Below are 25883 nucleotides of genomic sequence, written 5' to 3'. Positions count from 1 at the left end.
CATGACGGGGCAGTGTTAGCCGTTTTTCTGCGCTTCCAGCGCTTCCCAACGTTCAAACGCCTGCTCTAACTCCTGCTCTGCGGCGGCTAAAGCGGTGATAACCTGCTGAGTTTCTTCATGAGGAAGTGTGAAGAAATTCGCATCACTCATTTGCTGTTGCAGCGCTTCAATTTTTTCTTCCAGCGTGCTGATTTGCGCAGGCAATTGTTCAAGCTCGCGTTGTTGATTATAGCTGAGCTTATTCGCCGTGCGTTTTGCCGGTTCTGCTTTAGGTTGAGCAGCCGGTTTATTTTCGGTGACGACCGCCTGACGGATTGGCTTCTGGTTACGGCGCTGATGCTGTGCGTCATGGTAACCGCCAACATAACTGTTGATCACGCCGTTGCCTTCATAAATCCAGCATTCGGTTGCTGAGTTATCAACAAATTCACGGTCATGGCTCACCAGCATTACCGTGCCCTGATAGCTGTCGATCATCTCTTCCAGCAGCTCGAGTGTTTCCACATCCAGGTCGTTGGTCGGTTCATCGAGGATCAGCAGGTTGCTGGGACGCAGGAACAGTTTTGCCAGCAGCAGACGGTTACGTTCGCCGCCTGACAACGCTTTTACCGGCGTCATTGCACGTTTTGGATGGAACAGGAAGTCCTGCAGGTAGCCCAGCACGTGACGGGCACGACCGTTAACCATCACTTCCTGCTTACCTTCAGCGAGGTTATCCATCACGGTACGTTCAGGATCCAGCTCAGCACGGTGCTGGTCGAAATACGCGACTTCCAGTTTGGTACCGCAGTGAACGCGGCCGCTGTCTGCCTTAATCTGACTCAACATCAGTTTCAGTAACGTCGTTTTACCGCAGCCGTTCGGGCCTATCAGTGCAATTTTGTCGCCACGCATAACCTGCGAAGAGAAATTGCTGACCAGTTGTTTACCGGCGATGCTGTAGTTAACGTCTTCCATTTCAAAGACAATCTTGCCGGAGCTTGCAGCTTCAACCACCTGCATTTTGGCGGTGCCCATCACTTCGCGGCGATCGGAACGTTCTTTACGCAGGGCTTTCAGGGCGCGTACGCGGCCTTCGTTACGGGTACGGCGGGCTTTGATACCCTGACGGATCCACACTTCTTCCTGCGCCAGTTTTTTATCGAACTCAGCATTTTGCAGCTCTTCAACGCGCAACGCTTCTTCTTTCGCCAGCAGATACGCTTCGTAATTACCCGGATAGGACACCAGTTTGCCGCGATCAAGATCGACAATGCGGGTCGCCATATTGCGGATGAAAGAACGGTCATGCGAAATGAAGATAATGCTGCCCTGGAATTCTTTCAGGAAATCTTCCAGCCAGGCGATACTTTCGATATCCAGGTGGTTGGTCGGTTCGTCGAGCAGCAGAATGTGCGGCGCGCTGACCAGCGCACGTCCCAGCGCCGCTTTTCGCAGCCAGCCACCGGACAGGGATTTAAGCTCTGTATCGGCATCCAAACCCAGTTTCAGCAATACTTCGTTGATACGGCTGTCGAGCTGCCACAGGCCCTGATGATCGAGGATTTCCATCACCTGAGCCAGTTTGTTCATGTTCTTTTCGCTTGGGTCAGTTTCAACCAGATGCGAAATCGCGTGATACGCTTTCAGGTGTTCAGCCTGCTCGAATACGCCTTCGGAGACGAAATCAAACACCGTACCTTCGACGTTGCGTGGCGGATCCTGTTGCAGACGCGCGACAATCAAATCCTGCTCATACACGATACGGCCGTCATCAAGCGGCACTTCGCGGTTCAGGATTTTCATCAGCGTCGATTTACCGGCGCCGTTACGACCAACAAGACAGACGCGCTCATTCGGCTCGATGTGTAATTCGGTGTTATCCAACAGCGGCGAGTCACTGAATGACAGCCAGGCACCTGACATACTAATTAACGACATAAACTTTATTTTTCCTCGCCGGCATGGGACAGCAGCCAGCAGTTATGAATCTGACGATTACGGGCGAAATCCTGTGACAGGGTTTGGCTGGTGATTTCTTTCGCGCTCAGCCCCAGCTTGCTCAATCCTTCGAGATCCATCTGGAAGCCGCGCTTGTTGTTGGAGAACATAATGGTGCCGTTGCGACGTAAAATGCGTTTCAGATCTTTCATCAGAGCCAGATGATCACGCTGTACGTCAAAACTTTCGGCCATACGTTTAGAGTTGGAGAACGTCGGCGGATCGATAAAGATCACATCGAACTGTTCGTCGCACATCCCGAGATAAGACAGACAATCTGCCTGGATCAGGCGATGCTGACGGCCGGTCAGACCGTTAGCGCGCAGGTTCTTTTCCGCCCATTCCAGATAGGTGCGAGACATATCTACCGTGGTAGTGCTGCGCGCGCCGCCCAGACCTGCATGAACACTGGCGGTGCCGGTGTAAGCAAACAGGTTGAGGAAGTCTTTACCCTTACTCATTTCACCGAGCATTTTACGGGCGATACGGTGGTCAAGGAACAAACCGGTATCAAGATAATCCGTCAGATTGACCCACAGCTTCGCGTTGAATTCTTCAACCAGCAGGAACTCGCCTTTTTGCGCCAGCTTCTCGTACTGACTGGTGCCCTTCTGGCGCTCACGGGTTTTCAGGATCAACTGGCTGGATGAAATATCCAGCACCGACAGGGTGGCATTGATCACGTCAAACAAGCGCTGACGTGCTTTTTGTGCATCCACAGTTTTTGGCGGCGCATATTCCTGCACGACCACTTTGCTGCCGTAGCGGTCAACCGCCACGTTGTAATCCGGCAAATCGGCGTCATACAAGCGGTAGCATTCAATGCCCTGCTGTTTAGCCCATTTTTCCAGTTTTTTGACGTTCTTACGCAGGCGGTTTGCATAATCTTCCGCCATTTGCGTCCCGGCAGCACCGGTCGGGTTTTCAGCCAGCTGGTAGTTTTTCTGCACACATTCCAGCGGACCGTTTTTAGCTTTGAACTGGCGCTCAGCGCGCAATTGCAGGCAGCTCAGCAATTCCGGTGACGCACTGAACAGCGACAACTTCCAGCCACCAAACTTAGTCTTCATGATGCGACCAAGCATGTTGTGCAGCGCAATCAGCGCCGGTTCGCTTTCCAGACGTTCACCGTATGGCGGGTTGCTGATGACCGTACCCACCGGACCTTCCGGCAACGGATTCACCAGTTTACCGACTTCAGCGGCTTCAAAGCTAATCAGCTCCGCCACACCGGCGCGACGGGCGTTGGCACGCGCCATCTCAATGACGCGGCGGTCAATATCAGAACCGAAGAAACGGGACGTGGTTTCCTGCACCGCACGGCGGGTACGAACCTGTGCCTCGGCGGTCAGTTCGCGCCACAGTTCGGCGTCAAATTTGTTCCAGCCGGTAAAGCCCCAGTGCTGGCGATGTAAGCCCGGCGCGCGATCGGCGGCGATCATTGCCGCTTCAATCAGCAAGGTACCGGAACCACACATTGGATCGACCATCGGCGTGCCCGCTTCCCAGCCTGAACGCATCACGATAGCTGCAGCCAGGTTTTCTTTCAGCGGTGCCTGACCGGTCAGATCACGGTAGCCACGCTGATGCAGCCCTTCGCCGCTAAGATCCAGCGCGACGCTGGCGGTATCACGTTGCAGGAAGACGTTTACACGAATATCGGGCTGCTGTTTCGCCACATTCGGACGCTCATCCATTTTGCGGGTAAAGCTGTCGACAATGGCGTCTTTCACTTTCAGCGCGCCGTACTGGCTGTTACGGATTTCGTCATTCAGGCCGCTGAAATGCACGGCAAACGTTTTTTCCACGCCAAAAACGGACGGCCAGTCAATCGCCATCACGCCGAGATAAAGATCCAGATCGCTGTGAACTTTGAATTCGTTCAGCGGCAACAAGATGCGCGAAGCCAGACGGCTCCACAATAAGCTACGGTACAGCAGGCGATCGTCACCTTCAAAATGCACCCCTCCCTGCACAACTTTGCAGGCTTGCGCACCCAGCGTTTCCAGTTCGCTTTTTAACAGTTCTTCCAGTCCACGCGCCGTGCTGGCAAACAAAGAGTTCATATCGACATATCACCAAAAATAAAATTGTTGCGCATTATAGCTAATCCCTGCCGCTTGTCATAAAGTCTCTGGTTATTCTTAAGACTTTATACTCTGAGAGGCAGTGTTCAGTGCCCATTCTTTCACGTTTATTTGTTCATCCGGTTAAATCGATGCGCGGCCTGCAAGTTTCGCACTCGCTGGTCACGCCAACAGGGCTGGCTTTCGACCGTCAGTTCATGATAACCGACCCGCAAGGCATGTTTATTACTGCCCGCCAATATCCGAACCTCGTCCTGTTCACCCCGGTTTTGTTACCTGATGGTCTGATGCTGAGTGCGCCGGAAGGCGAAAGTATCAGCGTCAGATTTCGTGATTTCGCAGGCGTTGATTCGCCGACGGAAGTCTGGGGCAATCAGTTTACCTCACTCATCGCGCCGGAACCGGTAAATCGCTGGTTAAGTGGTTATTTAAAACGTGATGTGCAGCTGCGCTGGGTCGGTGACGAACCCACCCGCCGGGTGAAAAAGCATCCCGAAGTGCCGCTGTCGTTCGCCGACGGGTTCCCGTACCTGCTGATTAACGAAGCGTCAATGCAGGATTTGCAGCGCCGCTGTCCGGGCGGTGTCAGGGTTGAACAGTTCCGCCCCAATATTGTGGTCAGTGGTGCTGAGGCTTACGCAGAAGACAGCTGGCAGACCATCCGCATCGGAGAAGTCATTTTCGATCTGGTGAAGCCGTGCAGCCGCTGCATTTTTACTACGGTCAGCATCGAAAAAGGCCGTAAGCACCCGCGTGGCGAACCTCTGAAAACATTGCAAGGTTACCGTACTGCCAGCGATGGCGACGTCGATTTCGGTCAGAACATGATTGCCCGTAACAACGGTGTGATCCGCGCGGGTGACAGCGTTCAGGTGCTGGCGACCAAACCACCCCGCCCTTACAGCGCAGGCGACGTCGTCGAAAATGTCGAAGCGCCAAAAAGTACCGCTCAGGAAGTCCGCATTAATTACCAGGGCACGGAGTTTACCGGCAACAATCAGCAGATTTTGCTCGAACAACTGGAGTTGCAGGGATTACGTATCCCCTATTCCTGCCGTGCGGGAATTTGCGGTGCGTGCAGAATGACATTAAAAGAAGGAAATGTTGCGCCACTGAAAGAAAGTGCTGTGGGGAAAGACGGAACGATTCTGTCGTGCAGTTGCATACCGGCAACGGATATCGTGCTCGGCTAAAATATCCCGCAATTACCCAAATCCGCAATTACCCAAAATAGTTCGGGTTGCAAAAAGTCGGCAAGAGAAGGGATCCCGATGAGCTTACACAGTTAAGTGATTCGGGCGACTGAGCGCATCCAGCGCATCTGCAACTTGAAATATGAAGGGTAATTTACACTGCCTGATCGTAGACATCGCTGTCGACTCTGAACGCCGCTGGCATTAACCGGTCATGCATCACTTTAATGGCATCACCGAGCACCATACCGCGCCCTGCCACTGTCAGCCGCTCCTGCGCCAGCAGGCACAGGCTGGCGTTATCACCGGATTCTACCACCAGCAATGTCGCCTGTTCGCCACTGTCCATCACCTGCACCTGAGCAAGCTGACCATTCTCTGGCTGGAAAGGACGCATCTGCTGACTAAAATGCCAGCTCTTTGGCATCAGCGGTTTTAAAAAACGGAAAGCGACTAAGGCATTTAAAACTAATTCCGCACGTTGTTCAGCAGCCAGACGAATATGTTTGCACTGTTCTTCATAATCGAAATACAAAGCCGCATCATCGACACAGAATGACATATTTCCAAATGCATCAGGAGTTAACATTTTAGCCGGGAAACGGGAACGGAAAATCATGCCATTGGCGAGATCCAACATAAGCCGATCATGCTCTGCATCGAAGTACCAACGCCAATTATCATCTGGTTTGATTTTCATTTCGTCATCCTGTTTGCCCTCATGCCCTCTGCCTGACTTCATTTCCGGCTAATCTGTGAGAATAGATTTTTTTGCGATGAAGTGATATCAGACAAATCCTGAGCCTGAATTACGGTCAGTGGACAAAATATAGACGAGCCGGGTTGATAAATAAACCCCTGACTCGCCTAAAGGATGAAAAATATTAGATGTGGTTAACAATATCTTTGATTAAACCCGGGCCTTTGAAGATAAAGCCGGAATAGATTTGAATTAATGACGCACCGGCCGCCATTTTTTCACGCGCGGCAGTTAATGAATCAATCCCGCCGACGCCAATAATTGGCAGACGTCCCTGCAATTCGTTCGACAACATACGAATAATTTCTGTACTGCGCAGTTGCACCGGACGCCCGCTCAGGCCACCAATCTGCTCACAATAATTCAGCCCCTGAACCAGTTTACGATCGAGCGTGGTATTGGTGGCGATAACGCCGTCCATATTATGACGTACCAGACTGTCCGCTATTTGGATCAATTCTTCTTCAGAAAGATCCGGCGCGATCTTCACGGCAACCGGCACATATTTCTGGTGACGCTGCTGAAGTTCAAGCTGCTTATTCTTGATCGCCGCCAGTAAATCATCCAGCGCCTCACCGTATTGCAGTGAACGTAAGCCAGGGGTATTTGGCGATGAAATATTCACCGCGATATAACCGGCATACGGATATACCTTATCCATACAGGTCAGATAATCGTCAGCGCCGTGCTCAACAGGCGTGTCTTTATTCTTGCCAATATTAATCCCCAGAATGCCGCCAAAATGTGATTTTTTGACATTATTCACCAGATTATCCACGCCATGGTTATTAAAGCCCATGCGGTTAATCAGGCCTTCAGCTTCAACGATGCGGAATAAACGCGGCTTATCATTACCCGCCTGCGCACGCGGTGTCACCGTGCCGACTTCAATAAATCCAAAGCCCATTGCGCCGAGTGCATCAATACATTCGCCGTCTTTATCCAGGCCTGCGGCCAGTCCCAAAGGGTTCTTAAAGGATAATCCCATGCAGTTTACCGGTTTGGTTGGCACTGACTGGCGGATCAGGAATTCAAAAGGGGTGCCGGAAATGCGGCTCAACTGACGAAAGGTTAACTCGTGGGCGCGCTCTGGATCGAGCTGAAACAGTGCTTTCCTGACAAGAGGATAATACATGGAAACTCCTGGATTCCCGGTGGCTAGACGGGGCGGTATTATTGACTAAGCGCGGGACAATTGGAAATGATAACCGGCATATTGGGCAAATAATTGCTTCGCTGCGCAAACGATTACTTTTTAGTTACCTTTAATTCACTTTTCCTTCTTAACCTGTCTCCGCGTCAACACGCCATCTAAAGCGCTTTATGTGATTTGAAACTTTCCATAGCCAAAATTGAGATTTCCGCTCTGCCGCCTTCCCCTGCTAGGTTTACTTCACTTCGTTAATAAAAATGATAGTTCTATAACAGATTGTTATAAGGAATAAGTGAATGCGCGTAATCACACTGGCCGGCAGCCCCCGACAACCTTCCCGCTCCTCTTCCCTGCTGGCGCTCAGCCATCAGTGGCTGGCGAGCCGGGGCGTCGAAGTCTTTACCTACAATATTCAGGATTTTTCGGCTGATGATTTGTTATTTGCCAATTTTGCCAGCCCTCAGTTGAAGCAACTGAACGCTGAACTGGCAAGCGCAGATGGCCTGATTGTCGCCACGCCGGTGTACAAGGCGTCTTTTTCAGGTGCGCTGAAAACTCTGCTGGATTTACTGCCCGAGCGCGCTCTCGACCACAAAGTCGTTTTGCCACTGGCGACAGCCGGATCGATCGGCCACATGCTGGCCGTCGATTATGCGCTGAAACCTGTGCTGGCCTCGCTGAAAGCGCAGGAAGTTTTACAGGGTGTTTTCGCCGATGACAGTCTGATCACTGATTATCAGACGTTCCCGGCCAGGCTGGATCCGGCGCTGGAAGAACGTCTGACCGAATCGCTGGAAAACTTCTATCTGGCACTGAGCCGCCGCCGTCCGCAAATTCCGTCTGTCACTTCCCTTTCCGCGCAAGCCCTGCGCGTCTGAAATTAAAAGGAATTAATCATGCCTTCGTCTTTCTCTTTATTACGTCGGTTGCCCGTCATCGCCGGACTGGTCACCAGCCTGATATTCGCCGCAACAGCCTCAGCACAGGAAAAAGATCCTGCGCAATTACGCATCGCTTATCAGAAAGGTTCCGTCGGACTGGTGCTGGCCAAATCTCATCAGCTGCTGGAAAAACGTTTCCCGGACACCAAAATCAGCTGGGTGGAATTTCCCGCTGGTCCGCAGATCCTTGAAGCCCTGAACGTCGGCAGTATTGATTTGGGCGGTACCGGCGATTTACCGCCACTGTTTGCACAAGCGGCCGGGGCGGATCTTCTTTATATCGGTTCAGAACCACCGAAACCAAAAGCGGAAGTGATTCTGGTCGACAGTAACAGCCCGATCAAAACCGTGGCAGATCTCAAAGGCCATAAAGTCGCATTCCAGAAAGGCTCCAGTTCACACAACTTATTGCTTCGTGCCCTGCAACAGGCAGGTCTTAAATTCAGTGATATCCAGCCGGTCTATCTGACACCTGCCGACGCGCGCGCCGCGTTTCAGCAGCATGACGTCGATGCCTGGGCTATCTGGGATCCGTACTACTCCGCCGCAGAAGTTCAGGGCGATGTTCGCGTGCTGACCGACGGCTCGACGCTGCATCAGACCGGTTCCTTCTATCTTGCGCCGAAAAAATATACCGAAGCCAATCCTCAGTTCATCAGTCAGGTACTGGATGTGTTAACGCAGGCGAATGCGCTGACCAAAACTGACCGCGAACAAAGTATCAAACTGCTTTCTCAGTCGATGGGATTACCGGAAAAAGTGGTCGCCTCTTATCTGGATCATTTGCCGGATATGCCAATCACTCCGGTCAATGCCGAGACGGAAAAGCGCCAGCAGCAAACCGCCGATCTGTTTTATCAGAACCACATTTTGCCAAAGCCGGTTGAAATCAAAGACCGCATCTGGAAACCGGTTGTACAGGCCAACTGAACCCTAATTTAGCCGCCGCTGAGCGGTCATGAATCAAAAAACTTTGAGAGGAACATACTATGAGTCTGAACGTATTCTGGTTTTTACCCACCCATGGCGATGGTCGTTATTTAGGAACTGAAGAAGGTGCCCGTGTGGTAGACCACGGTTATCTCCAGCAGATTGCTCAGGCCGCGGACCGCTTAGGTTTCGGCGGTGTACTGCTGCCGACCGGCCGTTCATGCGAAGACTCATGGCTCGTCGCGGCTTCTCTGATTTCTGTCACGCAACGCCTGAAATTCCTGGTGGCGCTGCGCCCGGGGATTATCTCCCCGACACTGGCCGCCCGTCAGGCGGCGACACTCGACCGGCTTTCCGGCGGTCGTGCGCTGTTTAATCTGGTGACCGGCGGTGATCCGTCTGAACTGGCAGCGGAAGGTTTACATCTCAACCATAAAGAACGGTATGAAGCTTCAGCAGAATTTACCCGTATCTGGCGCCGCGTACTTGAAGGCGAAACGGTTGATTACGAAGGAAAACATATTCAGGTAAAAGGCGCAAGCCTGATGCATCCGCCGGTTCAGTACCCTCGCCCGCCGCTGTATTTCGGCGGATCTTCCGACGAAGCGCAGGATCTGGCTGCCGAGCAGGTGGAATTGTATCTGACCTGGGGTGAACCTCCGGCGTTAGTGAAAGAGAAAATTGAGCAAGTGCGTGCCAAAGCTGCCGCGAAAGGCCGCACAGTGCGTTTCGGTATTCGTCTGCACGTGATTGTGCGTGAAACCAACGAAGAAGCCTGGCGCGCCGCCGACAAACTGATCGCCAACGTGGATGACGAAACTATTCAGCGCGCACAAGCCGCTTTCGCCAAAACCGATTCCGTCGGTCAGCACCGCATGGCAGCGTTACACGGCGGCGACCGTAACAAGCTGGAAATCTACCCGAATCTCTGGGCCGGTATCGGTCTGGTGCGTACCGGCGCAGGAACGGCGCTGGTCGGCGATGGCCCGACTGTCGCTGCGCGTATGCAGGAATATGCGGATCTTGGCATCGACACCTTTATTTTCTCCGGTTATCCGCATCTGGAAGAAGCGTACCGCGTCAGCGAATTACTGTTCCCGCATCTGGATCTGGCCAAACAGGAAGATGACAACACTGTGAAGAAAGCCATTTTGCCGCGCGGTGAACTGGTCGCTCATGACTTTGCGAACAAACGCACCGCCAGCCAGCATTAAGGAGAACGCAGATGACAACGACACAACGCTGGCTGAACCGCGTGGCTCCGTGGATTGTGCCGGTGGTACTCATTGGCGGCTGGCAGCTGGCGGTGGAAGCCGGCTGGCTATCCAACCGAATTCTGCCGGCACCGAGCGCCGTGGTGGAAGCCTTCTGGACACTGGCGAAAAGCGGTGACCTGTGGCAAAACCTGAAAATCAGTACCTTCCGCGCGTTGATTGGCTTCGCCATCGGCGGCAGTCTTGGGTTGCTGCTCGGTTTTGTCACCGGGCTTTCCCGCTGGGGCGAGCGTCTGCTGGACAGTTCGCTGCAAATGCTGCGTAACATTCCGCATCTGGCGCTGATCCCGCTGGTGATTCTGTGGTTTGGCATTGACGAATCTGCCAAGATTTTCCTGGTGGCACTGGGAACGTTGTTCCCGATTTATCTCAATACTTATCACGGTATTCGCAACATTGACCGCGGCCTGCTGGAGATGTCGCGTAGCTACGGACTTTCCGGTTTCCCGCTGTTTATTCAGGTGGTGTTACCGGGTGCGTTGCCGTCGATTATGGTCGGCGTGCGCTTCGCGCTGGGTTTCATGTGGCTGACGCTGATTGTGGCGGAAACCATATCCGCAAACTCCGGGATTGGTTATCTGGCAATGAACGCCCGCGAGTTTTTACAAACTGACGTCGTGGTCGTTGCCATCGTGCTGTACGCCATTCTTGGCAAACTGGCCGATGTTCTTGCCCGCCTGCTGGAAAGTGTCTGGCTGCGCTGGCACCCTGCTTATCAGAAAAAACAAGGAGATGCCGCATGAGCGCACCCGCACGCATTCCGCAAGGCACGCCGGTGACTCTCTCCGGCATCACGAAAAAATACGGCAACCGCGCCGTGCTGAACGATATTAATCTGCGCATTCCGCCCGGCCAGTTTGTGGCAGTCGTCGGTCGCAGCGGTTGTGGCAAAAGCACCCTGCTGCGTTTACTGGCCGGACTGGAGAAAACCACACAAGGCGAGCTGCTCAGCGCCAGCGCGCCGCTGAGTCAGGTACGCGACGACACGCGACTTATGTTTCAGGATGACCGCCTGCTGCCGTGGAAAAAGGTGATTGATAACGTCGGTCTGGGTCTGAAAGGCAAATGGCGTGAAGCCGCACTGGCTGCGCTGGAAGAAGTCGGCCTGGCGGATCGTGCCAATGACTGGCCTTCTGCATTATCCGGCGGACAGAAACAACGCGTGGCACTGGCACGTGCATTAATTCATCGCCCGCGTCTGTTATTGCTTGATGAACCGCTGGGCGCGCTGGATGCCCTGACGCGCATCGAGATGCAAAGTCTGATCGAACGTTTGTGGCAGCAGCACGATTTCACGGTTCTGCTGGTGACGCATGATGTCAGCGAAGCCGTGACCGTGGCTGACCGGGTGATCCTGATAGATCAGGGACAGATTGGTATGGATTTGACGGTTGACCTGCCGCGTCCGCGCCGTAAAGGTTCTGCGCGACTGGCGGAGCTGGAAGCTGAAGTGCTGGAACGTGTACTGACGCCGCAGCCGTTGCAAAATGTGGCTCAGGAAGCGAAGCGCGCACAAAACTGATTTCCACTTTTAGTGATTTAAAACGTAAAAATGGCGATGTCTCCATCGCCCTTTTTTATTGCCGCTAGTTGCTGTTACAAGCGATTACGCATCTAACGCTTTGGTAATTTTCTCGAACAAATCACCGGACAGATTTTCCAGCCCTTTCAGCTGTTCCAGAGCCTGACGCATCAGCGTCTGACGGTTCTGGTCATAGCGTTTCAGGCGGATCAGCGGCTCAATCATGCGCGCTGCAACCTGCGGGTTACGGGTGTTGAGATCTGTCAGCATTTCAGTCAGGAACTGATAACCGCTGCCGTCTGCCGCGTGGAATGCAGAAGGATTGGCAGAGGCAAATGCGCCGACTAATGAACGGACGCGGTTCGGGTTGCCCATGCTGAATGAACGGTGGTTCAGCAGTGAACGGACTTTCTGCAACACATCGGCTGCCGGGCTGGTCGCCTGCTGGATAAACCATTTATCCATGACCAGACCGTCGTGATGCCAGCGTTCGTCATAGGCCGCCATCAGCGATTCACGGCAAGGCAGCTGCGCGGAAACCGCCGCAGACATCGCTGCCAGAGAATCCGTCATGTTATCTGCCTGTTCAAATTGCGCCTTAACAAGCTGATCGGCCAGCGTCACATCGGCAAAAGCCAGATAATGCAGGCAGGTGTTACGCAGCGAACGTTTACCGATATCTTCATGCACGACACGGTACGCTGGCAGACGGTTAGCGTTGTAAACCGCCAGGAATTCATCGGCCATTTCGGTCGCCAGACAACGGGTAATCGCATCGTGAACGGCACTGATCGCTTCCGGATCGATAGTTTCGAACAGTTCAGCGATTTCGTTCTCAGATGGCAGAGCCAGGATCTGCGCCGCCAGTGCCGGATCGATATTCTCATCCAGCAATACCGCCCGGAACGCATCCGCCACATGCAGCGGCAGAGACAACGGTTGTTTCTGCTGATGACGCGCCACGTTCAGCTTGATGTAAATTGCCAACAAACTTTGCGCCGCATCCCAGCGGGCGAAATCGTTACGCGCGTATTTCATCAGGAAAGTCAGCTGATGATCGCCCCATGTGTAATCGAGTTTCACCGGTGCGGAGAATTCACGTAATAAAGAAGGCACCGGCTGATATTCCACGTCGTCAAACACGAACGTTTGCTCAGCTTCGGTCACGTTCAGCACGTTGCTGACTGTCTGACCGTTTTGTTTCAGCGCAATCACGTTGCCCTGCGGGTCATACAGTTCGATATCCAGCGGAATGTGAAGTGGCAGCTTTTCAGTCTGATCAGGCGTCGCCGGTGTTTTCTGGCTGACAGTCAGAGTGTATTGCTGTTTTTCCACATCATAGTCGTCGCGCACGGTCAGCACCGGCGTACCGGACTGGCTGTACCAGCGGCGGAACAGTGACAGATCCACGTTTGACGCGTCTTCCATCGCCTGCACAAAGTCGTCACAGGTCGCGGCGCTGCCGTCATGACGCTCAAAGTACAGCTGCATCCCGGCCTGGAATTTCTCTTCACCGAGCAAAGTGTGCAGCATACGGATGACTTCTGAACCTTTCTCATACACCGTCAGGGTGTAGAAGTTGTTCATCTCAATGACTTTTTCCGGACGGATCGGGTGCGCCATCGGGCTGGCATCTTCAGAGAATTGTGCGCCACGCATCACGCGGACGTTATCGATACGGTTAACTGAACGCGATCCCAGATCAGAACTAAATTCCTGATCACGGAAAACGGTCAGGCCTTCTTTCAGGCTCAGCTGGAACCAGTCGCGGCAGGTCACGCGGTTACCGGTCCAGTTATGGAAGTATTCGTGGCCGATCACCGCTTCGATACCAAGATAATCTTTGTCCGTGGCAGTTTCGGCTTTCGCCAGCACGTATTTGGAGTTAAAGACGTTAAGGCCTTTGTTTTCCATCGCGCCCATGTTGAAGAAATCAACGGCAACGATCATAAAGATGTCGAGGTCGTATTCCAGATTGAAACGGGTTTCGTCCCATTTCATGGATTGCTTGAGGGATTCCATCGCCCAGCCGGCGCGATCCAGATTGCCGCGATCGACGAACAGTTCCAGCGCCACATCACGACCTGAGCGGGTTTTGAAGGAATCACGCAGGACATCGAAATCACCGGCGACCAGCGCAAACAGGTAGCAAGGTTTCGGGAACGGGTCTTCCCATTTGATCCAGTGCTTACCGCCTTCCAGTTCACCCTGATCAATACGGTTACCGTTGGACAGCAAATAAGGATAACGGGCTTTGTCCGCCACGATGCGGGTGGTGAAACGCGCCAGAACGTCCGGGCGATCCAGATAATAGGTAATGTGGCGGAAACCTTCAGCTTCGCACTGGGTACACAGCGCTTCACCGGAAAGATACAACCCTTCCAGTGCGGTATTTTTTGCAGGGTGAATTTCGTTAACAATCGCCAGTTCAAACGCTTCCGGCAGGCCGGTAACTTCCAGCACACCTTCTTTTAACTGATATTTCGGCCAGTCCTGACCGTTAATTTTCAGGCTGATCAGCGTCAGATCTTCACCATTGAGCACCAGCGGCGCGCCTTCGGCACCCTGTCGTTTAATCTGACTGACAGCAGTCACGATGGTTTTCTGTGCATCAAGCTCAAAATTAAGGTCGATATCCGTGATGGTATAGTCCGGCGCACGATAGTCATGGCGGAACTTGGCTTGTGGCAGTTGAGTCATAAAAAACCTTTTGGCGTTTTCATTGTTTATGGTGATGACGATTCATGGCATCAAAGCGGGTGCTTTTCATCAGCAAATCGCTGCGCAGAGCCCTGCCGGCCTTCATACTTTTCTCTCTAAACTCTAACACAGGCATCAGAAAATCCCAGATTGTTGCCAGTTTGTGAGTGCGTATGCGCACCTTTCAACCAAAACACAGAAATTTGTCTTAAAGCGCCTTTTGGCGGTCAAAAGTGGAAGTCCGATCTGCATCACATTCTGAACCGATAAAACTGTACTTTTCACAATGTGTTTTTGCGCAGTTTTTTATGCTCTATTTTCTTATTCGTTACAAAAATTCAATATTTAAATCCGACCGGGAGTCATTAGCATGATCATTAATACGATGAATCACTAAGGCTAATAATAAAATGAGTGACACCTGCGCCCCCGGCATGGGGATACATAAACAAAAAACATTAAATAACAAGACATTATCAGCCCGCATTGACGCACTCCCTGCCTCCGCAGGACTCTGGCGCTTCATCATATTGCTGTCACTGGGTGGATTCTTCGAACTCTACGACCTTTTCGAAACCGGATACATTAGTTCAGGTTTACTGGCAGAGAACATATTTCATATCGGCACGGCGGGAGTATTTGGCATATCCGATCAGGCAGCCTTCGCTTCTTCCACATTTTTAGGTCTTTTTTTTGGCGCGAGTCTTCTGGCACCCAATGCTGACCGCTTCGGCCGACGCATGACATTCATGTTTGCGCTGGCGTGGTACGGCTGTTTTTCGCTGCTGATGTCGTTCCAGAACAGCGCTGAAGGCATCATTCTTTGTCGTTTTCTGGTCGGTGTTGGCCTGGGCCTTGAGCTGGTGACTATCGATACGTATCTCACCGAATGGGTGCCGAGTCATATGCGCAGCCGCGCTTTTGCTTTCGCCTTCTTTATTCAGTTTCTTTCTGTACCGGCTGTCGCACTAATGTCATGGTGGCTGGTACCGCAAACCTTTTTCGGGCTGACAGGCTGGCGTTACGTGGTGATCGCGGGTGCGTTGTGTTCGCTGGTTGTGTGGATTGTGCGTAAAAACCTGCCGGAGTCCGCCCGCTGGCTGGCGCAACAGGGACGTCACGAAGACGCACATAATGTCGTGAGCGCGATGGAAAAACGCTGCGGCGTAAGCAATAGTCCGGCGTACATCGCTGAAGAAAGCCACGCTGTATTGCCGCGAAAAGGCACGTTCAGGGAAATCTGGTCACCTGAATACCGCAAACGGACGCTCATGCTGACCGTCATGAACTTTTTCCAGGCCATTGGTTTCTTCGGCTTTGGCAACTGGCTGCCCGCCCTGCTTTCCGGCAAAGGCACGACCGTCACCCACAGTTTGCTGTACGCCTTCTTTATCACGCTGGCGTATCCTCTCGGCTCACTTATTTGCAGCCGATATGCGGATAAAATTGAAAACAAATGGCAAATTGTTCTCTCGTCATTAATGACAGTGGTTTTCGGCACCTTATTCGCTCTGCAGACCCATCCGGTGATGCTGGTGATTTGCGGCTTCCTGATCACTTATTCCAATGCCTGGCTGACCTTTAGCTATCACGCTTATCAGACAGAAGTATTCCCGACGCATATCCGGGCTCGCGCCGTTGGCTTTTGTTATTCATTCAGCCGCCTGTCGACCGTCTTCAGCAGCATCTTGATCGGCCTGATCCTGCAATATGCCGGAACGCAGGGCGTAATTGCGTTCATCGTCGTCAGCATGATCATTGTGATGCTGGTAATCGGCATTTTCGGACCTAAAACGCGGGGCATTAATTTAGAAAACATCTGATCGTTTACTATCGTGAACAAGCGAAGCGGAATACACACACAAAAATCGGGGTAAAAACGCCCCGATTTTTCTTTTTTGAATGTCAGGTAGATTAAATTTATGTAATCAATTTGTGCTTTTTTTAAACCGTAAAATCGCCTGTTTGCCCATATTCTCTATGTTTAAGCACAATTAAGCCTCGACCACCCGCAGACAATTATGATGTGATGAGGGTTCTTTGACAGGATAATACGGTATACTTCACAGACTTTGCTGTTTTATCCAGAACGTTTTTTTTACGGAACGGTTGTTTGTGTTCAAACACTCAGTTTCTGACGAGGATGCTGTAAGCGCGCTATGACTCCATACGCCTCCCCGATTTTGACTTCGCTGTTAGATACCGATGCCTACAAGCTTCATATGCAGCAAGCGGTTTACCATCGCTATCGCAATATTAGCGTGGTAGCCGAGTTCCGTTGCCGCGGCGATGAACTGCTGGGTGAATATGCCAGCGAGATTCGTGAGCAAATCCAGATGATGAGCCAGCTGGCCCTCACAAATGATGAGTTCACTTATCTCTCCGGCCTGCCCTTCTTTAAACACGACTATCTGAACTGGCTGAAGGCGTTCCGCTACAATCCAGAACACGTCACCGTTTCCGATCGCAACGGGCATTTGCACGTGCGTATTGAAGGGCCGTGGCGTGAAGTGATCATGTGGGAAGTGCCGCTGCTGGCGGTGATCAGCGAAGTGGTGCATCGTCACCGTTCGCCGCAAGTCACCGCGCAAATGGCCGTAGATCAGTTGCGTAAAAATCTTGCCAGTTTTAAAGAACAGGCCGCAGATATCGACCTCTCTGCCTTCCGTCTGATGGATTTCGGCACACGCCGTCGTTTCTCGGGCGAAGTTCAGGAAGCCATTGTCAGTACGCTAAAAAATGAATTCCCTTATCTGGTCGGCACCAGCAATTACGATGTAGCACATAAATTGCAGCTGACACCGGTCGGGACTCAGGCTCATGAATGGTTCCAGGCGCATCAGCAAATCAGTCCGGTTCTGGCAAACAGCCAGCGTGCTGCGTTACAGGCCTGGCTGGATGAATATCCGGACCAGCTCGGCATTGCACTGACCGACTGCATTACGATGGATGCTTTCCTACGTGATTTCGGCAGCAATTTCGCCAATGCCTATCAGGGGCTACGTCATGATTCCGGCGATCCATTTGAATGGGGTGAAAAAGCCATTGCGCATTATCAGGCACTGGGGATCGATCCGATGACCAAAACGCTGGTATTTTCCGATAACCTGGATCTGGATAAAGCGCTGCATCTTTATCGCCATTTCCATCAGCGCGTCAATCTGGTGTTTGGGATTGGTACCCGTCTGACTTGTAATATTCCCGGCGTTAAGCCTCTGAATATTGTAATTAAATTGGTTCAGTGCAACGGTAAACCGGTCGCCAAGTTGTCTGACAGTCCGGGCAAAACCATTTGTCAGGACAAAGCCTTCGTGAAAGCGCTTCGGAAAGCCTTTGATTTACCGCTGGTTAAAAAAGCATCCTGAGTGTCAGTAAAGCGCCGGAAGTCACTCCGGCGCTTTATCGGAATTTTCTTTCCCAACTTTCTTTCCTTTATATAGCTGCAATTTCATTCCGCTCGGCTTTTATTCGTTGTATCAATATTTCGTGTTATTCCTGTCAATTGTCCCTTAATTCTTCTTCACCAACGGTGATTTCTGCTTGTGTCCTGAGAAAGGCTAAGTAACATAGCAAAATCCCTTTTTACAGGGTGTCCAATATTTCTTAGCCAACATATATAAAGAAAGAGAGAAATCTATGAGCGTTGTGCCTGTAGTCGACGTACTGCAAGGCCGTGCTGCGGTTGACAGTGAAGTCACCGTACGCGGTTGGGTACGTACCCGGAGAGATTCTAAAGCTGGTATCTCATTCGTCGCCGTTTATGACGGCTCCTGCTTTAATCCTTTACAGGCCGTCATCAATAATTCTCTGCCCAATTATCAGGAAGACGTCCTGCGTCTGACGACGGGTTGTTCAGTAGAAGTGACCGGTACTGTTGTCGCATCTCCTGGCGAAGGCCAGAGTTTCGAACTGCAGGCAACCGCTGTTAAAGTTGTTGGCTGGGTGGATGACCCTGATACCTACCCGATGGCGGCAAAACGCCACAGTATCGAATACCTGCGTGAGGTGGCTCACCTTCGCCCGCGCACCAACCTGATTGGCGCCGTTGCACGTGTGCGCAACACCCTGTCTCAGGCGATTCACCGTTTCTATCATGAAAACGGCTACTTCTGGGTGTCCACTCCGCTGATCACTGCTTCCGATACCGAAGGTGCGGGTGAAATGTTCCGCGTTTCTACGTTGGATCTGCAAAACCTGCCGCGTACCGACAAAGGCGAAATCGACTTCAGCGAAGACTTTTTCGGTAAAGAAGCGTTCCTTACCGTTTCCGGTCAGCTTAACGGTGAAACCTATGCATGTGCGCTGTCCAAGGTTTATACCTTCGGCCCGACCTTCCGCGCAGAAAACTCAAATACCAGCCGTCACCTTGCTGAGTTCTGGATGGTTGAACCGGAAGTGGCTTTTGCTACGCTGGATGACATCGCGTCACTGGCTGAAAACATGCTTAAATATGTTTTCAAAGCCGTTTTAGACGAACGTGCAGACGATATGGCCTTTTTTGCCGATCGCGTAGACAAAGATGCTGTTGCGCGCCTTGAGCGATTTGTAACATCCGATTTCGCGCAAGTGGATTACACCGATGCTGTAGAAATCCTAATGAATTGTGGCCAGAAATTTGAAAACCCGGTTTCCTGGGGTGTTGATCTTTCTTCTGAACACGAACGTTACCTGGCTGAGCAGCATTTCAAAGCGCCTGTTGTGGTCAAAAACTACCCTAAAGATATCAAAGCCTTCTACATGCGTATGAACGATGATGGCAAAACTGTTGCCGCAATGGACGTTCTTGCGCCAGGTATTGGTGAGATTATCGGGGGTTCTCAGCGTGAAGAACGTCTGGATGTATTGGACGCGCGAATGGCTGAAATGGGTCTGAATAAAGAAGATTATTGGTGGTATCGCGATCTTCGCCGTTACGGCACTGTCCCGCATTCTGGCTTCGGGTTAGGTTTTGAACGTTTAGTTGCTTATGTGACCGGTGTTCAAAACGTTCGTGACGTGATCCCGTTCCCACGTACACCACGTAGTGCAACCTTCTAATTAATTAAACTATTTCTAATTAACAAAATAGTTACAAAACTAAGGCCAGCAATGCTGGCCTTAGTCATTTTGAAAGATAGATCCCTGTCACAAAGTTCCGTAAAATACACATTTTGCAATACATTTTTTCTGACTGAAACATATTTAGTAATTTAGTAGCATTTTCGCTATGGATTAAGCTTACTACGGATGGAATAGTGCGTTCAGACACAGGAGACACCAAACTTTCGTGAATAGTTCCGTAAAGAATTATTTAGGCAGTGGCAGGTGTCCAAATAAAACCAATGAGGGTAATAATAATGATGAAGCGCAATATTCTTGCAGTGGTAATCCCTGCTCTGTTAGTTGCTGGTGCAGCTAACGCAGCTGAGATCTATAACAAAGACGGCAACAAACTGGATCTGTACGGTAAAGTTGACGCGCGTCACACCTTCTCTGACAACGCTGGCGACGATGGCGACCAGACCTATGTCCGTTTCGGCTTCAAAGGCGAAACTCAAATTACTGACCAACTGACCGGTTACGGCCAGTGGGAATACAACGTTCAGGCTAACCACGCAGAAAGCGCTGGCGACGAAGGCAACAAAACTCGTCTGGGCTTCGCTGGTCTGAAATTTGGCGATGCAGGTTCTTTCGACTACGGTCGTAACTACGGCGTAATCTACGACGTAATGTCCTACACCGACCAATTGCCAATCTTTGGCGATGACACCATGTACCAGAACAACGACAACTTCATGGTTGGTCGTGGTAATGGCATGGCAACTTACCGTAACAGCAACTTCTTCGGTCTGGTTGATGGCCTGAGCTTCGCTGTACAGTACCAGGGTAAAAACGACGAAGGTCGTGACGATCGTGGCGCAGTTGATTCCAATGGCGACGGCTGGGGTACTTCTGCCGCTTATGCTATCGGCGACTCCGGTGTTAGCCTGACAGGTGCTTACTTCTCTTCTAACCGTACCTCTCTGCAGAAGCGTGACGGTGCTGGTGATAAAGCTGACGCATACGCATTCGGCGCGAAATACGACGCTAACAACCTGTACCTGGCGACCTTCTACGGTGAATCACGTAACACCACTGATTACGGCAACCCGGGCTCTATTGCTAACAAAACTCAGAACTTCGAAGTTGTTGCTCAGTACCAGTTCGATTTCGGTCTGCGCCCATCTATCGCCTACCTGCAGTCTAAAGGTAAGGACCTGAACGGCTTCACCAAAAATGGTTCTACCTACGGCGGCGGCGATGCTGACCTGGTTAAATACGTAGAAGTAGGTACTTACTACTACTTCAACAAAAACATGTCTACCTATGTTGACTACAAAATCAACCTGCTGGACGACAACAGCTACACCAAAGCATCTGGCCGTAGCACAGACGACATCGTTGGTGTTGGTCTGCAATACCAGTTCTAATATCGCTTGACGATGCGCTTTCGGGCGCATCAAAGTGGATATCAAGGCAGAGCTTCGGCTCTGCCTTTTGCATTTAATCAATTCAAAAAACGAACTTTGCTACCCTCTTCCATAAAAAATTTTAATCTCACACGCCTTCTCACAACTCTGCTTTCTTTTTGCCGCAAACGGTTGGCAAACGACAGCGCTGGCGGTACCCTGATGCCCTCTTTCGTCATATCAGGCTATGGAATTTTCCGACATGTTTGAAAAAATCACTGCAGCACCTGCTGACCCTATTCTGGGTCTTACCGATCTTTTCCGCGCTGATGACCGCTCGAATAAAATCAATCTTGGGATTGGTGTTTATAAAGATGAAACGGGTAAAACGCCGGTTTTGGCCAGCGTGAAGAAAGCCGAACAGTTTCTGTTGGAAAATGAAACAACGAAAACCTATCTGAGCATCGACGGATTACCTGATTTTGCACATTGCACGCAGGAACTGCTGTTCGGTAAAGACAGCGCAGTGATTGCGGATAAGCGTGCGCGCACGGCACAAACGCCTGGCGGTACCGGTGCCCTGCGCATTGCAGCAGATTTTATTGCGACACAAACCAGCGCCAAACGCGTGTGGGTCAGCAATCCAAGCTGGCCGAACCATAAAGGCGTATTTTCCGCTTCAGGCCTGGAAGTTGCAGAGTACAACTATTACGACGCAGCCAATCACAGTCTTGATTTCGACGGCATGCTGAAAAGCCTGAGCGAAGCGAAAGCCGGTGACGTAGTGTTGTTCCACGGTTGCTGCCACAACCCGACGGGTATCGACCCGACTGAAGAACAATGGGCGAAGCTGGCTGAATTGTCTGTGGCAAACGGCTGGTTACCGCTGTTCGATTTCGCTTATCAGGGTTTTGCTAAGGGTCTGGAAGAAGATGCCGCGGGTCTGCGCCTGTTTGTTGCCAGCCATAAAGAGTTACTGGTCGCCAGTTCTTACTCGAAAAACTTCGGCCTGTATAATGAACGTGTCGGCGCCTGTACTTTAGTCGCCGCTGACGCTGAAACCGCCGATCGCGCGTTCAGTCAGATGAAATCGGTTATCCGTGCAAACTACTCTAACCCGCCAGCACACGGCGCAGCAGTTGTAGCTACCATTCTGGGTAACGAAGCCTTGCGCACGCTGTGGGAGCAGGAACTGAGCGATATGCGTCAGCGTATCCACCGTATGCGTCAGTTGTTTGTCAGCACCTTGCAGGAAAAAGGGGCGCAGCAGGATTTCAGCTTTATTATCAATCAGAACGGGATGTTCTCTTTCAGCGGCCTGACCAAAGATCAGGTATTGCGGTTACGGGATGAATTCGGTGTATACGCGGTGAATTCAGGACGTATCAACGTTGCGGGTATCACACTCGACAATATGGCACCACTGTGTGAAGCCATCGTCGCCGTACTGTAATCGTTAAGCACTGCTTCTCGATTAAAAAAGCCCGTCAGGACACTGACGGGCTTTTTGTATTCAGGCAATCAATAATTACCAGACCGGCATTTCATCCTGCAGGAAAGGATTGTTTTTACGCTCGTAACCAAAGTCAGACATCGGGCCATGACCTGGAATAAAGACCATGTCATCACCCAGAGGCAACAGCTTGGTTTTAATCGAGTGGATCAGCGCCTGATGATCACCGCGCGGGAAATCACTTCGCCCTACGCCGCCTTTGAAAATCACGTCACCGGAAATGGCAATACGCGTTTCATCATTGATGAAAACAATATGCCCCGGCGTATGACCCGGGCAATGTAATACAGATAAGGTTTCTTCGCCCACACTCACGGTGTCACCTTCCTCGAGCCAGGTATCAGGCGTCAGCGGGTCACAATGGTCAAGGCCAAACATCTGGCTCTGAGTTGGCAAAGCATCAAGCAGGAACTGATCTTCCTTCTGCGGGCCAATAACGGGCACCTGATAATGAGCAGCCAGTTCAGCGGCGGCACCTACGTGATCAAGATGACCGTGCGTGAGCAAAATTTGAGTAACCAGAACGCCTTTGGCAGACACTTCCTGAATGATACGCGGGGCTTCACCGCCGGGATCGACAATGGCGGCCTGATTGGTCTTCGTACACCAAATCAGAGAGCAGTTCTGGCTGAAGGCCGTGACGGTAATAAGATGGATTTTCATAGGGCTCCACAAAATGGCCTGCACATCGGCAGGCCATTAATTACACACATCACCAGGTCCGTGCGGGGCCGGTATCGATGTGCACAAAGTTACTTCGTGGATAATATCCTACACCACCCATCCGCATTTTTAACGCTGCTTTGCGGATATTGCTCAATTCGATTCCCTGAATATGGAAATCCATCGCCTGTCCGAGCGTGTGGTAACTGTGTTTTGCTACGCCACTGCCTGGTTCACGCATGCTGTTGTTGGTCGCCAGAGAGCGGTAACCAGAAATTAACTGAACAGGTTTATTGGTGCCGCCGAGCATAACTTGCAGACGATAAAGATGATCGAATAAGGCGGGATCGATGGCTTTAACCTTTTCCGCCCGATAGTCTCTGAACAGATGATTCAACCGAGCCAACTCATCCTTGTTGTAACGCTTTCCATCAAAAAACTCTGTTTTGAGGGTTTCGCCGGTATTTAAGTTATTAACGACTAAAATACGCGGACGAGGAGTGGAAAGAGTGGCGAATGCACGACCCGGAAGGAATGCAATCCCCATAGCGGCACTGCCCAGTGCCAGCCATTTACGGCGATGTTTGTCGATTTCATTCATGAACAGTTTACTATCCGATAAGAGAGTCAAAAAGAAGTGCGATTTTTGCACCGTTTCGAACCTTAACCGCCAAATATCAGCGAGTCAAGCGACCCTGAAACGCAAAACGAGCGTGCCAGTGGCTCACGCTCGTTGTATGGCCAAATACTCTGACCCTTATCAGATTAGTTTTACTGCATTTATTGAAGCAAAATTTCTGCCTGAGGCAAAATTTGTGCTCCGGATCTCACTGTGGAATCATAATTGTAAATATCTGTGCGGAACTGCGGTTTACCATCATCTGCAACCCACGCCGTCAGATAAAACAGTTTTACCGGTATATGGTGTCGTATTGCCACGTAAGTGGTGTTACCGCCCTGCAAAGCAGAAGAGATACGGGTGTCATTCCAGCCGGCATCCTGTAACAACATATTCGCCAGTTCAGACGCTTTATTGACCCTCACGCACCCTGAACTTAGCGCACGAATGTCTTTGCTGAACAAGTTATGGTTTGGCGTGTCATGCAGATAAATTGCATCAGAGCTCGGCATATTAAATTTATACCGGCCAAGCGAGTTGCTGACTCCAGGAGCCTGACGGATACGGTAAGGGAAGTGATTAGGGGACACCATTGCCCAGTCGATCATGGAAGGATCGATGACTTCCGCGTCATTGCTCCAGCCTGACAATACCTGATAACCATGCTGCTGGAAGTAGCCCGGATTATTCATGGCTTTCGGCACAATATCTTCACGTACTAATGTTGTCGGCACATTCCACGGTGGATTCACCACCACATTATTGAGCGCACTGCTCATCAGAGGCGTTTTCCGGCTTGGCCGCCCGACAATCACCCGCGACGACAGCACCTCACTGCCGTTAAGGTAATAGGTAAGCTGATAGTTTGGAATGTTGACCATAATTCCGGTATTCACATTCCCTGGCAGAATTCGCAATCGCTGAATATTCAGCGCCAGTAAAGTGGCTCTCAGCTGTGGTGAAGCATTCAGCCACTGGCGCGTACGCCCGCCGATAATCCCATCCGCCTCAAGTCCCTGCCATTTCTGAAAACGTTTTACTGCTTCCACTAAATCTGGCGTGTACTGATTATTCGCAACAGCTACAGAGGCAGCCGGTGCCGGCGTTTCAGTGGACTGAACCGAAGGCAGAACATCCTGGACCGACGTCGCAGAAGGACTCACCGCTGGGGTGGCTGGCTGCGCTTTGTCTGCGGTTTCATCCACAGACAAATCATCATTCGCCGCGCTCCCCGGCGTATTCGGGGCTATGGTTTCATCCGTCGGTTTAGGCGCACTGGTTTCCTGCGGCGAGGCAACCATCATGCCCGTTCTGGTGAGGATCTCACGCAGCGCCGGAACATCATCACTGATTTGATCAGGTCGCAAGCTTGCTGAACCGCGCATCGCAGGCCACGGACGGTTGTCCGCCAGCATCGTTTTCAACGCGTCATGCATTTTGGCGTAATAAGGGTGCTGTGGCGTCAGAGTCGACATATAGTGCGCGGTATCACCCTGGCGCACCGCCAGTTGCCACTGATTAATCACTGTCAGCGAAGGTGTGGTCATCTTGTACGGCGTCGTGCTGTAAAGCCACTTATCCCCGTTGGCTTCCACGCTGCTGGTAAATTGGAGATAGCCCAGCATCGCATCAGAGAGCACTACGTCGCGTGCCATACCGGTCACCTCCGGGTCAGTCAGCCATTTCACCCATTGGGTAAACTGCGGCTGAATACCGGAAATAGCCAGCTCAGCTAACTGCTGCTGGAATATTTGTATCGTTTCACGATCTTTCCACATCGGCTGCATATGGTTAGCGGCGTAAAGCGACGAGAGAGATGACAGATAGAGAGGCCGGATGCCTCTTGGCATCAATTCTGCCTGCAGCTGGCTCATGCTTTGCACGCTGGATAACGTGGTTTTTCCGACCGGCATAGTGGGAACTGCCGCCCAGGCAGCAAACCACGGAGACAGACCGCTCGCCAGCAAACAGCTGGCGACTAAAAACTTGAGAGACCTTTGATTCATTAACATCTTCCCTTGCCTCCCGGTAAAGTGCCCAATTCATTCCCCAAAATTAAGCCAGCAATGTCTGGTTTAAGTATATAAACAGAATTCTTTTTTTGCGCGGTAGCTCAATGA

Annotated in this window: 19 protein-coding genes; 11 read left to right on the top strand and 8 right to left on the bottom strand. The window is 51.4% G+C overall.

Going from position 1 to position 25883, the window contains the following annotated elements:
* Positions 1-15 precede the first annotated feature (15 nt).
* The gene (locus UC15_RS04825) at positions 16-1920 is read right to left on the bottom strand and encodes an ABC transporter ATP-binding protein (RefSeq protein WP_112287377.1); all 1905 of its coding nucleotides are present in this window, start codon (positions 1918-1920) and stop codon (positions 16-18) included.
* 5 nt (positions 1921-1925) lie between these two features.
* Positions 1926-4046 carry a bifunctional 23S rRNA (guanine(2069)-N(7))-methyltransferase RlmK/23S rRNA (guanine(2445)-N(2))-methyltransferase RlmL gene (gene rlmKL / locus UC15_RS04820; RefSeq protein WP_112287376.1) on the bottom strand — a complete coding sequence of 707 codons (2121 nt, stop codon included), beginning with the start codon at positions 4044-4046 and terminating at the stop codon, positions 1926-1928.
* A 110-nt stretch (positions 4047-4156) separates the two neighbouring features.
* Here rlmKL and UC15_RS04815 point away from each other — a divergent pair, with 110 nt between their 5' ends.
* A complete protein-coding gene (locus UC15_RS04815) occupies positions 4157-5260 on the top strand; it encodes a YcbX family protein (protein ID WP_112287375.1) in 1104 nt (367 codons plus the stop codon).
* Positions 5261-5414: 154 nt separating this feature from the next.
* Here UC15_RS04815 and UC15_RS04810 read toward each other — a convergent pair whose 3' ends face one another.
* Positions 5415-5960, bottom strand: coding sequence for a cell division protein ZapC (locus tag UC15_RS04810; RefSeq protein WP_112287374.1), 546 nt, complete (start codon positions 5958-5960; stop codon positions 5415-5417).
* Positions 5961-6144: 184 nt separating this feature from the next.
* Entirely contained in the window at positions 6145-7155 is a 1011-nt protein-coding gene (gene pyrD / locus UC15_RS04805; RefSeq protein WP_112287373.1) for a quinone-dependent dihydroorotate dehydrogenase, read from the bottom strand.
* 314 nt (positions 7156-7469) lie between these two features.
* Between pyrD and ssuE the strand changes: the two genes are divergently transcribed.
* The 5 genes from ssuE to ssuB are packed head-to-tail and all read left to right on the top strand — an operon-like array spanning position 7470 to position 11840.
* Entirely contained in the window at positions 7470-8051 is a 582-nt protein-coding gene (gene ssuE, locus UC15_RS04800) for an NADPH-dependent FMN reductase (RefSeq protein ID WP_112287372.1), read from the top strand.
* An 18-nt stretch (positions 8052-8069) separates the two neighbouring features.
* A complete protein-coding gene (locus UC15_RS04795; protein ID WP_112287371.1) occupies positions 8070-9044 on the top strand; it encodes a sulfonate ABC transporter substrate-binding protein in 975 nt (324 codons plus the stop codon).
* A gap of 59 nt (positions 9045-9103) precedes the next feature.
* On the top strand, positions 9104-10258 hold the full coding sequence (ssuD, locus tag UC15_RS04790; protein WP_112287370.1) for an FMNH2-dependent alkanesulfonate monooxygenase: 1155 nt from the start codon (positions 9104-9106) through the stop codon (positions 10256-10258).
* Positions 10259-10269: 11 nt separating this feature from the next.
* Complete coding sequence (gene ssuC, locus UC15_RS04785) at positions 10270-11061, top strand: aliphatic sulfonate ABC transporter permease SsuC (protein WP_112287369.1); 792 nt, start codon at positions 10270-10272, stop codon at positions 11059-11061.
* On the top strand, positions 11058-11840 hold the full coding sequence (gene ssuB / locus UC15_RS04780) for an aliphatic sulfonates ABC transporter ATP-binding protein (RefSeq protein ID WP_112287368.1): 783 nt from the start codon (positions 11058-11060) through the stop codon (positions 11838-11840). Before ssuC ends, ssuB begins: the two co-directional genes overlap by 4 nt.
* A gap of 84 nt (positions 11841-11924) precedes the next feature.
* On the opposite strand, the gene pepN is transcribed toward ssuB, so the two are convergent.
* Entirely contained in the window at positions 11925-14540 is a 2616-nt protein-coding gene (gene pepN, locus UC15_RS04775; protein ID WP_112287367.1) for an aminopeptidase N, read from the bottom strand.
* Positions 14541-14974: 434 nt separating this feature from the next.
* On the opposite strand from pepN, the gene UC15_RS04770 reads away from it, so the two are divergent.
* From UC15_RS04770 to UC15_RS04750, 5 genes are all read left to right on the top strand, one after another.
* Positions 14975-16363, top strand: a complete 1389-nt coding sequence (locus UC15_RS04770) for an MFS transporter (RefSeq protein WP_112287403.1) — start codon at positions 14975-14977, stop codon at positions 16361-16363.
* A 336-nt stretch (positions 16364-16699) separates the two neighbouring features.
* Entirely contained in the window at positions 16700-17905 is a 1206-nt protein-coding gene (gene pncB / locus UC15_RS04765; protein ID WP_112287366.1) for a nicotinate phosphoribosyltransferase, read from the top strand.
* Between the two features lie 271 nt (positions 17906-18176).
* Entirely contained in the window at positions 18177-19577 is a 1401-nt protein-coding gene (asnS, locus tag UC15_RS04760) for an asparagine--tRNA ligase (RefSeq protein ID WP_112287365.1), read from the top strand.
* Positions 19578-19876: 299 nt separating this feature from the next.
* A complete protein-coding gene (ompC, locus tag UC15_RS04755; RefSeq protein WP_112287364.1) occupies positions 19877-20989 on the top strand; it encodes a porin OmpC in 1113 nt (370 codons plus the stop codon).
* 241 nt (positions 20990-21230) lie between these two features.
* Entirely contained in the window at positions 21231-22421 is a 1191-nt protein-coding gene (locus UC15_RS04750; RefSeq protein WP_112287363.1) for an amino acid aminotransferase, read from the top strand.
* 75 nt (positions 22422-22496) lie between these two features.
* Here UC15_RS04750 and UC15_RS04745 read toward each other — a convergent pair whose 3' ends face one another.
* The 3 genes from UC15_RS04745 to ldtD form a co-directional block, all read right to left on the bottom strand.
* Entirely contained in the window at positions 22497-23144 is a 648-nt protein-coding gene (locus UC15_RS04745; RefSeq protein ID WP_112287362.1) for an MBL fold metallo-hydrolase, read from the bottom strand.
* A 49-nt stretch (positions 23145-23193) separates the two neighbouring features.
* Positions 23194-23745 carry a YcbK family protein gene (locus UC15_RS04740; protein ID WP_112287402.1) on the bottom strand — a complete coding sequence of 184 codons (552 nt, stop codon included), beginning with the start codon at positions 23743-23745 and terminating at the stop codon, positions 23194-23196.
* A 179-nt stretch (positions 23746-23924) separates the two neighbouring features.
* Entirely contained in the window at positions 23925-25775 is a 1851-nt protein-coding gene (ldtD, locus tag UC15_RS04735) for a L,D-transpeptidase (protein ID WP_112287361.1), read from the bottom strand.
* Between the last annotated feature and the right edge of the window lie 108 nt (positions 25776-25883).

This window comes from Rahnella sp. AN3-3W3 (assembly GCF_003263545.1).
Lineage (GTDB): Bacteria > Pseudomonadota > Gammaproteobacteria > Enterobacterales > Enterobacteriaceae > Rahnella > Rahnella variigena.
This window is presented reverse-complemented; position numbering and strand designations above follow the sequence as displayed.